This window comes from Marinomonas sp. ABL3_031 (assembly GCF_056161265.1).
This window is the reverse complement of sequence record NZ_JBSWYU010000004.1, coordinates 162,195-174,032: the sequence shown is the minus strand read 5'-3', so window position 1 is coordinate 174,032 and position 11,838 is coordinate 162,195. Positions and strand designations below refer to the sequence as shown.

At 41.8% G+C, this 11,838-nt stretch carries 13 protein-coding genes; 3 read left to right on the top strand and 10 right to left on the bottom strand.

Translation table 11 applies throughout. The features are described from left to right. Positions 1–2: 2 nt before the first annotated feature. From ACXAH2_RS06890 to wecA, 5 genes are all read right to left on the bottom strand, one after another. The gene (locus ACXAH2_RS06890) at positions 3–1,193 is read right to left on the bottom strand and encodes a UDP-N-acetylglucosamine 4,6-dehydratase (RefSeq protein ID WP_475077438.1); all 1,191 of its coding nucleotides are present in this window, start codon (positions 1,191–1,193) and stop codon (positions 3–5) included. 9 nt (positions 1,194–1,202) lie between these two features. Continuing rightward, positions 1,203–2,381: a nucleotide sugar dehydrogenase gene (locus ACXAH2_RS06885; protein WP_475077437.1), complete on the bottom strand. Its 1,179-nt coding sequence runs from the start codon at positions 2,379–2,381 to the stop codon at positions 1,203–1,205. A gap of 87 nt (positions 2,382–2,468) precedes the next feature. Next, positions 2,469–3,461, bottom strand: a complete 993-nt coding sequence (locus ACXAH2_RS06880) for an NAD-dependent epimerase (protein WP_475077436.1) — start codon at positions 3,459–3,461, stop codon at positions 2,469–2,471. A 152-nt stretch (positions 3,462–3,613) separates the two neighbouring features. Further along, the gene (locus ACXAH2_RS06875; protein ID WP_475077435.1) at positions 3,614–3,940 is read right to left on the bottom strand and encodes a MarR family EPS-associated transcriptional regulator; all 327 of its coding nucleotides are present in this window, start codon (positions 3,938–3,940) and stop codon (positions 3,614–3,616) included. Positions 3,941–4,105: 165 nt separating this feature from the next. Then, positions 4,106–5,143 carry a UDP-N-acetylglucosamine--undecaprenyl-phosphate N-acetylglucosaminephosphotransferase gene (gene wecA, locus ACXAH2_RS06870; protein ID WP_475077434.1) on the bottom strand — a complete coding sequence of 346 codons (1,038 nt, stop codon included), beginning with the start codon at positions 5,141–5,143 and terminating at the stop codon, positions 4,106–4,108. A 364-nt stretch (positions 5,144–5,507) separates the two neighbouring features. Here wecA and ACXAH2_RS06865 point away from each other — a divergent pair, with 364 nt between their 5' ends. The 3 genes from ACXAH2_RS06865 to dtd all read left to right on the top strand — a co-directional run bounded on the left by ACXAH2_RS06865 (position 5,508) and on the right by dtd (position 8,323). Further along, complete coding sequence (locus ACXAH2_RS06865) at positions 5,508–5,690, top strand: MBL fold metallo-hydrolase RNA specificity domain-containing protein (protein ID WP_475077433.1); 183 nt, start codon at positions 5,508–5,510, stop codon at positions 5,688–5,690. Positions 5,691–5,936: 246 nt separating this feature from the next. Continuing rightward, positions 5,937–7,757: a translational GTPase TypA gene (gene typA / locus ACXAH2_RS06860; protein WP_475077432.1), complete on the top strand. Its 1,821-nt coding sequence runs from the start codon at positions 5,937–5,939 to the stop codon at positions 7,755–7,757. Between the two features lie 131 nt (positions 7,758–7,888). Next, positions 7,889–8,323, top strand: coding sequence for a D-aminoacyl-tRNA deacylase (gene dtd, locus ACXAH2_RS06855; protein ID WP_475077431.1), 435 nt, complete (start codon positions 7,889–7,891; stop codon positions 8,321–8,323). Between the two features lie 63 nt (positions 8,324–8,386). On the opposite strand, the gene tatC is transcribed toward dtd, so the two are convergent. The 5 genes from tatC to ubiB are packed head-to-tail and all read right to left on the bottom strand — an operon-like array spanning position 8,387 to position 11,837. Continuing rightward, entirely contained in the window at positions 8,387–9,157 is a 771-nt protein-coding gene (gene tatC, locus ACXAH2_RS06850) for a twin-arginine translocase subunit TatC (protein ID WP_475077430.1), read from the bottom strand. A gap of 21 nt (positions 9,158–9,178) precedes the next feature. Further along, on the bottom strand, positions 9,179–9,577 hold the full coding sequence (gene tatB, locus ACXAH2_RS06845) for a Sec-independent protein translocase protein TatB (RefSeq protein ID WP_475077429.1): 399 nt from the start codon (positions 9,575–9,577) through the stop codon (positions 9,179–9,181). A gap of 3 nt (positions 9,578–9,580) precedes the next feature. Further along, positions 9,581–9,799, bottom strand: coding sequence for a Sec-independent protein translocase subunit TatA (tatA, locus tag ACXAH2_RS06840; protein WP_475077428.1), 219 nt, complete (start codon positions 9,797–9,799; stop codon positions 9,581–9,583). A gap of 45 nt (positions 9,800–9,844) precedes the next feature. Beyond that, a complete protein-coding gene (locus tag ACXAH2_RS06835; protein WP_475077427.1) occupies positions 9,845–10,177 on the bottom strand; it encodes a phosphoribosyl-ATP diphosphatase in 333 nt (110 codons plus the stop codon). A gap of 16 nt (positions 10,178–10,193) precedes the next feature. Then, the gene (gene ubiB, locus ACXAH2_RS06830) at positions 10,194–11,837 is read right to left on the bottom strand and encodes a ubiquinone biosynthesis regulatory protein kinase UbiB (protein ID WP_475077426.1); all 1,644 of its coding nucleotides are present in this window, start codon (positions 11,835–11,837) and stop codon (positions 10,194–10,196) included. Between the last annotated feature and the right edge of the window lies 1 nt (position 11,838).

The window sequence follows — 11,838 nt, the reverse complement described above, 5'->3', positions numbered from 1 at the left end:
CCCTACATTTTACTATCTAGATATTTGCCTGTCTCTTTGTGGCCAAAGTCAGGAATCATTTTGTGAAACAACTCAACAATGTGCTCTTTTGTCCACGCTTTTTCTTTCTTGTAAGTTGCAATTTCTTGTTCAAATAATGCTAGAAGCTCTTTTTGGTATACTGGCTCATTTTTTATCACTCCTAGGTTTTCAAAACGGGCCATATCAAGGGTTTCTTTGTCTGTAAAAAATTCTTCAAAGTCTTTTTCACCCGTTGTGTCGCTTGATGTAAACAAACACGGCCATTTACCTTGCGCTGGTATGGTTTTTACTAATTCACGAGCTTCCTCTTCACTCTCACATAGACAAGGTTCATAACCTCGCTGTTCTAAGTATTTCACCGCTATATCAGCAAATGTGATTAAATGCAGATCTTCACTTAGTTTTGGAAAAAATATATTTCGATTTTCTCCAAAAATGCAGGACATCAAACAAAGCTCACCAGATTCTTGCGGTGTCACAAAATAGCGCTTGATATCATTTGGAGCTACGATTGGTTGCTGTTTTTGAATGCGCTGATTAAACCCATGCAGTAAAGAACCATCAGAAAACGCCACATTAGCAAAACGTGCTGTTGAAATAGCAATTTGCTCACTACGACGCATTAAAAACATTTCCATAATACGTTTAGAAGCGCCCATCATATTGACAGGGTTAGCCGCTTTATCTGTAGAAACACAGAAATATTTCTTAGCGCCTTTCTCAATCGACTGTTGAATTGTTTTATCTGTATTAAAGACATTGACATCAATCATACGCATTAGTGTAAAAGGATCTTTCTCACTACGAACATGCTTCAGTGCAGATAAATTCAACACATAATCGTATTGTCCATCAGCTTTAATAAAAGCATCATATTCAACAGAACCAATATCTAAAGCAAACGTCTGAAAATCACCATTGATATAACCAAATGAACTGCGAATATCCCGAACTAATTCAACCATGTTGTTCTCACTAATGTCCACAACATGCAATTTCTTAGGGTTGCGCTTAAAAATTTCTTTTGTAACTGCTTGACCTATGGAGCCTGCGCCACCTAGAACTAAGAAGCTAGAATTTGAAACTTTCTCTACCAAAGATAATTCATTGTTCCTTATATCATTTTCAAAAAGAACTTTATCCCTTCCAATTAAACTCAATATACTGATCATCTTTTATCTCTAATCACTTCCGAATAAATCACGGGTATAGACTTTATCTACCACATCACCTAAAACATTATCTTGCCTGTTGGCGATAATCACATCCGCTACTTCTTTAAATTCTTCTAGGTCTTTTATGACCTTTGAGTGAAAAAATTCGTTTTCCTCTAACACTGGCTCATAAATGACCACTTCAACACCTTTGGCCTTAATTCGCTTCATCACTCCTTGAATAGCCGACGCTCTGAAATTGTCACTACCTGTTTTCATCACTAGCCGGTAAATCCCTACCACTTTAGGGTTACGCTTAAGTATTGAGTCGGCAATAAAATCTTTACGGGTTGAGTTGGAATCAACAATCGCTCGGATCAAGTTGTTTGGCACATCTTGGTAATTCGCTAACAATTGTTTGGTGTCTTTTGGAAGGCAATACCCACCATAACCAAAACTTGGATTATTATAGTGATTGCCAATTCTAGGGTCTAATGACACACCATCAATAATTTGCTTAGTATCTAAACTATGGGATTCACAATAACTGTCCAGCTCATTGAAGTAGGCAACACGCAGAGCCAAATAAGTATTAGAAAACAACTTAACAGCTTCGGCTTCTGTGCTGTCAGTAAAAAGGATATCGATCTCATCTTTTAGAGCACCCTGTTTCAGCAAGCCCGCAAAGACATCTGCGCGCTCACTGAGCTCCCCAACTATGATGCGTGATGGGTACAGGTTGTCATAAAGAGCTTTCCCTTCACGTAAAAACTCAGGTGAGAAAAATATGTTGGCAGTGTTGAATTTTTTATTGGCGCTTTTGGTGTAACCTACTGGCACGGTGGATTTGATCACCATAACAGCATTTGGGTTAATGGCTAGTACGTCTTGGATAACACTTTCCACCGACTTGGTATTGAAGTAATTCGTGCTTGGATCGTAGTCAGTTGGCGTAGCAATAATGACGAACTCGGCGTCTTTGTAGGCGAATTCTTTATCCAATGTGGCTTGGAAATTCAATTCCTTATTCGTAAGAAAATCTTGTATTTCTTTATCTTCTATTGGCGACTGCTTATTGTTTAGCATTGCCACTTTTTCTGAAACGATGTCTACCGCAACCACTTCGTTATACTGAGCTAATAGCATAGAATTGGATAAGCCAACATACCCGGTTCCTGCCACTGCAATTTTGTATTTTTTAGTCATATATCTTCTCTTACTTCATAGTTTCTTCGCATCGTCAGATTATGACTTTATTACTCGTCTTATCTGACCTATGGGTCGACCTATAACTTATGACTCTTTCTGAAAAGCCTTATACCATTTTACAAATTTCATCATACCTTCTTGTATTGTCGTGGAAGGCTTGTATCCCACTGCAGCTTCTAGTTGTGCTGTATCTGCATAGGTCTTAGGTACATCGCCGGGCTGCATATCCATCAAAATCTTCTCAGCTTGTTTGCCGCAAGCGGCTTCAATCGCTTCAATAAATTCAGATAACTGAATGGGCTGATTATTTCCGATATTAAATATTTTATAAGGTGCAGCACTGCCAGTATCGTTCGATTCGACCGGCGCTGGAATCACGTCCTGAATACGCACAACACCTTCAACAATATCGTCAATATAAGTAAAGTCACGCATCATTTTACCTTGATTAAACACCTTGATTGGCTTGTCATTTAAAATGGCTTCGGTAAATAACCAAGGCGCCATATCAGGTCGCCCCCCAGGGCCGTATACGGTAAAGAATCGAAGGCCTGTTGTAGGAATACAATAAAGGTGTGAATAAGAATGCGCCATCAGCTCATTGGATTTTTTCGTCGCCGCATAAAGGGATACTGGATGGTCGACTGTATCCGACTCACTAAATGGTATTTTAGTATTCATACCGTAAACAGAACTGGAAGAAGCATAAACAAGATGCTCCACTTTATTGTGACGACAGCCTTCCAAGATGGTCATCATGCCGACTAGATTACTGTCTACGTAGTCAAAAGGTGCTTCCAGTGAATAGCGAACACCCGCTTGAGCCGCTAAATGAATCACCCGTTGGAATTGTTCTTCTTTGAATAATGCTGCTATCGCATCACGATCAGCCAGATTCTTCTTGACAAAAGTGAAGTTCTCAAAAGGCAATAATTGATCGAGACGGTGCTGTTTCAACTTAGGGGTATAATAAGTATTTAAATTATCCAACCCCACCACAGCGTGACCTTGCTCGAGCAAACGTTTACATACATACATGCCGATAAAACCAGCCGCTCCTGTGACTAAGATCTTCATTTTATTACTTCCATATCATTTTAACTTTTAGTATTAAATGTATTGGCTCTTAGATCATGTCATCTGACCTAAGAGCCTAATGCCGATTTACAAACTTACTAACTTCTCAAATACTTAACGTAAGATTACGCCTCGTTCCTCGTCTATCCGACCTACGATCTTGTTGTTACTTCCTGACGCAGCTGCTCTATCTCTTTTTCCAGCGCCTCGTACTCAGCTACTTTTCTTTTCAAAAACCTCTGAGTAAGTGACACTTTTTCTTCGATACCTTTTGGTGTTAACAGGTACAAATAACCAGCCTTGTTGGTATTTTTTTTGAAGTTCTCTACTTTAATTAAGCCTTTCTCAATCAAGGCTTTTAAGCAGAAGTTTGTCTTCCCTAAACTGATATTCAATCGCTTCGCAAGTTCACGCTGACTGATGTCTGGGGCATGCTCAAGCTCTTTTAATATTTTTAAACGATACTCATCGATCGACACAAAACCCTCCCTTTTGAGAATTAAGTCCAGCAACAAATTAAAGCAGGTATTATGTAATTAGCTGAGATAGCGTTCATGCTATGAACAATACTAAAACAGTGTATAAATTTATGCAAAAAAGAAAACTAGTATTAGATTGAATAGTTAACCTGCTTTTGCTTCGAACTAAAGGGCTTTCTTTGAAATCCAGTTTAAAAAAATGCAGTAAATAAAAAAACAAGCCACAAACAAGTAAAACATAATATACTCGGGCACATTAAAGGTTTCTGACATTACCCCTATCAGTGCAAACATAATAGCAATAAGAGAGATACTAAAGAGAGTTTGTATAGAGTTTAACCCTAATCTTTGAAAAATATGATGTAGATGCTCTCTATCAGGTTTAAATGGAGAGTCTCCACGCTGAATACGTCGTATCATAATTGCAGCCATATCCATAAGAGGTACAGCAATTAACCATAGAGCAGTGACGGGACGTAAAGGGGGCTTTGATCCATTCTGGCTAGATAACAGCAAAAACCAGATGACAGTAAAACCTATTAACATACTGCCTGCATCCCCCATAAATACTTTTCGACGATGACCAAACACTCCTAAGTTTAACAAAATATAAGGCAGGATAATCACGATAAGCACGACGCACATATGTGCTATATTATATTGTTCATCTTGGACAAGAAGGATAGCAAGACCACCAAACGTAACAATGGACAATAAACCAAGCAGACCGTCAATACCGTCTACCATATTGAATGCATTTATTGCCCCAATAACTGCAATGATAGTAACAAAGTAGCCAAACCAACCAAAAGTAACGATTTGACCTATTCCAAAGACATCGCCAATTGACCGTAACTCTATACCGCCAACGACTATCATTACCACAGATAACAAAGCTTGAACTAAAAAGCGTATTTTGTAACTTACGTCAAACTTATCATCAACTGCTCCAACCAACACTAGAAGAAATATACAGGCAGAATATAATAAAGCATTTGGAAGTAACCAATCATTATTAAAAAGAAAATACAGCAATGATATGCAAATACTAATACCACCAACTAACGGCACCGCTCCTTCATGTAATTTTCTAACGTTCGGCTTATCAACCAACCCCATTTTTTTTGCCACCTTCCTCATTACAAATAGAGCTGACAATGAAAAGAAAAATGTAAAAATCAGATCTACAACGGATACCAGCACACTATACCTTTTATATCTATTTCATTAACTTTAGAAAATATCGTACAAGATAAATATAAGATCCTACCACACCATAAACATTTCAACATAGCAAAAACAAAACTTAACTTCTTCACCACTTGGTTCCACCCCCATCAACAATATAGCCTTTCAAACTGTTTGCGCGGTGCAGGGATGGCTATGTTAACGATTAACACTACGAAGCAGTACGCGAAGTGACAGGGCTTGTCACGAGTTGATGGTGAATGAACAGAACCCTAATTTGGTGGACTACAGTTTGTTTTATAGGACTTAGTCATCTGACCTTGGAGCGAACGCCAATCAGTTAGAGACAGCTTTTGACCTTTCTACCATTCGTAGCCTGGTGGTCACGCACGTTCGTATTGACCATGTCGGGCAAGACGATTTATTGAACTTCATCCGCCGAATGCACAGCCAACCAAAGCGCATTCACAGAGTGCATGGCGATGACCAAGCCAAACAGACTCTCAAGAAGTGTATTAGGAAAGAGTTTAAAGGTGTTGAGGTTGTTATACCGGATAGCTGAGGATGAAAGTTACCCCCTCTAACTCCCCCTTGAAAAGGGGGAGGACAAAGAACGCCCCCTCTCCACCAACATAAGGATCATGATGAAATATCAATTAATTTCGGCAGTTTAATGGGAAGTTCATAAAGATAAGGGTACAATTGCGCGAATTTTATCCCATATCAAGATCCGATGTGCTTGAAAGTCTGTTTCGCAGGGGCGGAACGGCACTCCCATTTTGAGCCTCGCTTATTACAGAGAAAGAAAATGTCTATTGATATTAGTAAGTTACGTAACGTTGCAATTATTGCGCACGTTGACCATGGTAAAACCACGCTGGTTGACCAGTTATTAAGTCAGTCTGGTACGCTAGATCGTAAAGATCAAGGTGCAGAGCGCATCATGGACTCAAATGATCAAGAAAAAGAGCGTGGCATTACCATCTTGGCCAAAAACACTGCGATTAAATGGAATGATTACCGCATTAATATCGTAGACACACCTGGACACGCCGACTTCGGTGGTGAAGTAGAACGCGTATTGTCCATGGTAGATTCAGTATTGCTATTGGTTGATGCGGTCGATGGTCCAATGCCACAAACCCGTTTTGTAACCTCTAAAGCGTTTGAACGTGGCCTTAAGCCGATCGTTGTTATCAACAAGATCGACCGCCCAGGTTCTCGTCCTGATTGGGTTATGGATCAAGTGTTTGATTTGTTTGATAGCCTTGGAGCAACGGAAGAGCAATTAGATTTCCCTGTTATTTATGCTTCAGCCCTAAACGGTATTTCTGGTGATGACCCAGAAAACATGGCGGAAAACATGGAACCGCTTTACCAAATGATCGTAGACAGTGTTCCAGTACCGGAAGTTGACCCTGCCGGCACTTTCCAAATGCAGGTTTCGGCATTGGATTACGACAGCTACGTAGGTGTTATCGGTGTCGGTCGTATTACGCGCGGTACATTGGCACCAAACCAGCAGGTTGTGGTTAAGTCTGCGGATGGAAAAGAGCGTAAAGGTAAGGTCTTAAACGTAAAAGGCTACCACGGTCTACAACGTGTCGACACCGACCTAGCGTCTGCTGGTGACATAGTATGTATTACAGGTATCGATGGCTTGAGCATTTCCGATACCCTATGTGATCCAAACTGCATTGAATCCCTACCTGTTTTGACGGTAGATGAGCCGACGGTAAGCATGACTTTCATCGTCAATGACTCTCCGTTCGCTGGTCGTGAAGGTAAGTTCGTTACGACACGAAATATCAAAGAGCGTTTGGATCAAGAGCTAATCCACAACGTAGCACTGCGTGTAGAGCAAGGCGACACTCCTGATAAATTCATTGTTTCTGGCCGAGGTGAATTGCACTTATCGGTATTGATCGAAACCATGCGTCGTGAAGGTTTTGAAATGGGTGTATCTCGCCCAGAAGTAGTACAAAAAGAAATTAACGGTCAAATCCAAGAACCGTTTGAGCAAGTGGTTATCGACGTTGAAGAACAGCACCAAGGTTCGGTAATGGAAGAACTTGGTTTGCGTAAAGCGGAAATGACCAACATGGAACCAGACGGCAAAGGTCGTGTGCGCCTAGAGTTCGTCGTTCCATCTCGCGGTTTGATCGGCTTCCGTGGTTTGTTCCTAACCCTAACCTCGGGTTCAGGTATCATGACCAGCGTATTTGATCATTACGGTCCAGTAAAAGACGGTGATGTGACAGGTCGTCAGAATGGCGTATTGGTTAGTATGCTAACCGGTAAAACCGCTGCTTACGCCTTGTTCAACCTACAAAGCCGTGGTCGTCTATTCCTAGGGCATGCCGTTGAGGTATACGAAGGTCAGATCATTGGTCTGCATTCTCGTGACAACGATTTGGCGGTCAACCCGATCAAAGGGAAGCAATTAACCAACGTTCGTGCTTCTGGTACGGATGAGGCTTTGACGCTGACCCCACCTGTTCGTCATACTCTTGAGCAAGCGCTTGAGTTCATCGAAGACGACGAGTTGGTTGAAGTAACACCAGAAAGCATTCGTATTCGTAAGAAGCTTTTGACGGAAAACGAGCGTAAGCGCGCTGGCCGTAAATAAGCTACTTAAGCCAGGCAATATAAGCTTTGGTAATAGCGAGCAGCAAATAAGCCTTATGGCTTAGGAGCGACAGAAGCGCCTTCGGGCGCTTTTGTTTTATCTGGCAAATGAGCACTGCAGGATAGACAAAGATGAAAGTATTGGTACAAAGAGCATTGAACGCCAGTGTCACCGTCGATGGTGAAGTGATTGGCGCCATCGATCACGGACAATTGGTCTTAGTCGGAATCGAAAAAGGCGATACCCAAGCGGATACTCAGCGTCTGGCCGACAAATTACTAAAATACCGCATGTTCAGTGACGAAGAAGGCAAGATGAATCTAAATGTTCAACAAGTGAATGGCGGCATGTTACTCGTCTCTCAATTCACCCTTGCTGCAGAAACTAAGAAAGGCTTACGCCCAGGCTTCTCCAACGCCGCAATACCGGCTGAAGGAGAACGACTGTTCAATGATTTCGTTGACAAGGTTCGCGCTCAGTATGACAAGGTCGCCACAGGACAATTTGGCGCAGACATGAAAGTGGCTTTTACTAACAACGGCCCAGTGACCTTTATGCTGGATTAGGCCGTCTCGTTATTTAGCCCCTTGAATTGAGCTTTTTTTACTAAGAAGATCTTTAGAACAGAATTAAGACTCAGAAACTTGCGTGCTGTCTTGTTGCTCTTCTTCATTGTCTTGGTTTTTTACCGTACGCCCAGCCAACAAACCAAGCTCAAACAACATCCACATAGGAATGGCCAACAAGGTTTGTGAAAAAATGTCTGGTGGCGTAATCAACATACCGACGACGAAACAACCTAAGAATATATAAGGACGCTTTTTCGACAGTTTGGCAACCGTAGTCACACCCGCTTTAATCAGCAAATAGGTCGCGACTGGAATTTCAAAGGTCACACCAAACGCAAAGAACAGCTTGAGAACAAAGTTTAAGTACTGATTAATGTCCGTCATCACAGTAACTTCACTGGGACCTACGCTAGTGAAAAAACCAAAAATCAGCGGCAAGACCACAAAGTAGGCAAACAAGATACCCAAGTAAAAAAGCAATATGCTGGAAATCAGCAATGGAATGGCGATTTGTTTTTCATTCTTATACAAAGCGGGCGCAATGAAGGACCAAGCCTGAAATAGGGTGTAAGGCACTGATAAGAGTACAGAAATGGCAAAAGTCAGTTTTAATGGCGCCAAAAAAGGCGACGCCACTTCAGTGGCAATCAGTGATGCTCCTTCTGGTAGCAATAAGCGTAAAGGCTCAGATACCATAAGATAAAGATCGTTGGCAAAGTAATATAAACCAACAAAAAGAACCAGAATCAACAACACGGATTTTAATAACCGATTGCGTAATTCTACCAAATGGGCGACTAATGGAGCTTGATGGGAAGCGTCTGTACTCATAAAAGCTTAGCGTATTGCCTCTTAACCACTGACTTTATTCTGCTGAGATGAATCGGATTCAACAGCATTTAGCTCATTTAAAGCACTATTTTCTGTTTTTTTGTCTTCTTCTAAAGGGACTTTTTCAGCCACTGGCTCAGGACTAACATCAGTTAGCGCTGTTTCAGGCAGTGGTGTAATCGCATTTTGAATAGCCCGCTCTTCTTGTAACAATCGCTTATTGGATTCGGCAATTTTTTGCTGCATTTCTTCATTATCCAGCTGAGCATTAATTTCACGCTGTACTGAATTGATACTGCGGCGAATTTTACGAATCCACAGCCCCACCGCTTTCGCGGCGTGCGGTAAACGCTCAGGACCTAAGATTAATAAGCCGACAACAAAGACAACCAGTAATTCCGAAAAACCAATATCGAACACAATTTATGCGCTCTTATCGTCTTTTTTGGCTTCACCGTCGATGACTTTTTGTTGAGCCGTTTGATTGGCCTCGTCATCACCGTCTTTATCAACTGCTTCTTTAAAGCCTTTCACTGCACCACCTAAGTCTGACCCTAGATTTTTCAACTTTTTCGTACCGAAAATAAGCACAAGGATGGCCAATACGATAAGAAGTTGCCAAATACTGATTCCACCTAACATAACATTTCTCCCGCTTATTCGTTGTTACTGCTAATCGTTTTTACGTTATTTAGTTCTACTGGCTTTTTCTTCTAAGCCAGACAAATTAAATCGGCGTGCTAATTCATCCAGTATAGCATCAGGACCCATGTCCAAATGAGACAACATGACTAATGTATGAAACCAAAGATCTGCCGTTTCGTACACTAAAGCCGATTTGTCACCAGATGCGAGCGCATCTTTCGCTGCAATAATTGTTTCAATACTCTCTTCACCAACTTTTTCAAGGATCTTATTCAACCCTTTGGCATGCAGGCTAGCGACATAAGAAGAATCTGCTGAAGCGGTTTTGCGTTGCTCTAACGTGGCGGCTAATTCCGCCAAAACATCGGTTTTCATTATAGTCTCTCAAATATTACGGTTTTAAGACAAGTAAATACAGACCCAATATAAATAATCCAATACTGGCTATATCCAGATGTCGCAATTGATCAAGTATATCTGACTGCGTCGCCAACCAAGCCACACCTAAACTGAATACACCCAGTAAACGGAATGGCCAACTCTTACGACGCTGTTTGAGCTCTTGTGCTAATTGCTTAATTTCATCAGTTTGCGCTTGCATACGCTCTTCTTGATGGGACAAGTGCGTCAATGCCGTAAACACCAAATTCGGAATCTGAGGTAAATGACCCGCCCATTGTGGTGCTTGTTTGCGAACTTCTTCCATCACGCGTTTAGGGCCCATTTGCTCACGCATCCACTTTTCCAAAAAGGGTTTAGCCGTGACCCACAAATCCAAATCAGGATACAACTGACGCCCTAAACCTTCGATGTTTAATAAGGTTTTTTCCAGTAACACTAATTGGGGCTGCACTTCCATATTAAAACGGCGAGCCGTTTGAAAAAGACCGATTAGCACCTGTCCAAAGGAAATGTCTTTAAGCGGTTTAGCAAACATGGGTTCACACACGCTGCGAATGGCCGATTCAAAAGCATGCACTGGCGTCCCTTTGGGCACCCAACCGCTTTCTACATGCAATTCCGCTACCATGCGATAATCACGCTGAAAAAACGCCAGCAAATTACGCGCTAAATAACTTTTGTCTTCATCATCTAAGCTGCCCATGATGGCACAGTCAATGGCAATGTATTTGGGTTTGTCTGGATTACTCGGGTCAACGAATATGTTACCTGGATGCATATCTGCATGGAAAAAGCTATGCGAGAATACCTGAGTAAAAAAGATCTCTACACCACGTTCAGCCAAACATTTCATATCCACATTGGCTTTGTTAAGCGCCGCTATGTCTGCCACAGGGATGCCAGATATACGCTCCATCACCATCACATTACGATGGCAATAATCCCAATAGACTTGTGGCACATACAGAAGTTCAGAATCAGTAAAATTACGCTGCAGCAAACCGGTATTGGCGGCTTCTTTCGCCAAATCCAATTCATCTAAAATGGTGTACTCGTAATCCGTCACGACTTCGACCGGACGCAGACGACGACCATCTTCACTCACTTTAGCAACAAAATGCGCCAAACTGTAAAGCAGGCTGATGTCTTTACTAATAGTTAATTCGATTTTTGGACGAATCACCTTCACCACCACGGCCTCACCAGTAGGCAATGTGGCAGTATGCACTTGGGCGATGGATGCTGACGCCAAAGGCGTTTCGGAAAACTCGGCAAAAAGCTGATCAATGGGCGCTTTTAAATCTCGCTCGATAATGGCTTTGGCCGTTTTACCCGAAAAAGGTGGCACCTTATCCTGAAGCTTTGCTAACTCGTCGGCTAAATCATCATCCAATAAATCACGTCGCGTAGACAGTATTTGTCCGAACTTAACAAAGATTGGACCAAGAGATTCCAACGCCAAACGCAAACGCTCACCACGGTTTTTACTGGCACCTTTACGACCAATCGCGCACACCACTCCCAAACTGTAGCGTACGTACCAAGGCAAGAGATGAAAAGGAATAAAAATATCCAGACGATAGCGCACCACAGTATAAAAGATACGCAAAAAGCGAAACGCACTGGTGAACATG

Excerpts from the sequence above, each read along its gene's own strand:
- ACXAH2_RS06890 (WP_475077438.1), bottom strand. The coding sequence starts at position 1,193 with ATGATCAGTATATTGAGTTTAATTGGAAGGGATAAAGTTCTTTTTGAA.
- ACXAH2_RS06885 (WP_475077437.1), bottom strand. The coding sequence starts at position 2,381 with ATGACTAAAAAATACAAAATTGCAGTGGCAGGAACCGGGTATGTTGGC.
- ACXAH2_RS06880 (WP_475077436.1), bottom strand. The coding sequence starts at position 3,461 with ATGAAGATCTTAGTCACAGGAGCGGCTGGTTTTATCGGCATGTATGTA.
- typA (WP_475077432.1), top strand. The coding sequence starts at position 5,937 with ATGTCTATTGATATTAGTAAGTTACGTAACGTTGCAATTATTGCGCAC.
- dtd (WP_475077431.1), top strand. The coding sequence starts at position 7,889 with ATGAAAGTATTGGTACAAAGAGCATTGAACGCCAGTGTCACCGTCGAT.
- tatC (WP_475077430.1), bottom strand. The coding sequence starts at position 9,157 with ATGAGTACAGACGCTTCCCATCAAGCTCCATTAGTCGCCCATTTGGTA.
- tatA (WP_475077428.1), bottom strand. The coding sequence starts at position 9,799 with ATGTTAGGTGGAATCAGTATTTGGCAACTTCTTATCGTATTGGCCATC.
- ACXAH2_RS06835 (WP_475077427.1), bottom strand. The coding sequence starts at position 10,177 with ATGAAAACCGATGTTTTGGCGGAATTAGCCGCCACGTTAGAGCAACGC.
- ubiB (WP_475077426.1), bottom strand. The coding sequence starts at position 11,837 with ATGTTCACCAGTGCGTTTCGCTTTTTGCGTATCTTTTATACTGTGGTG.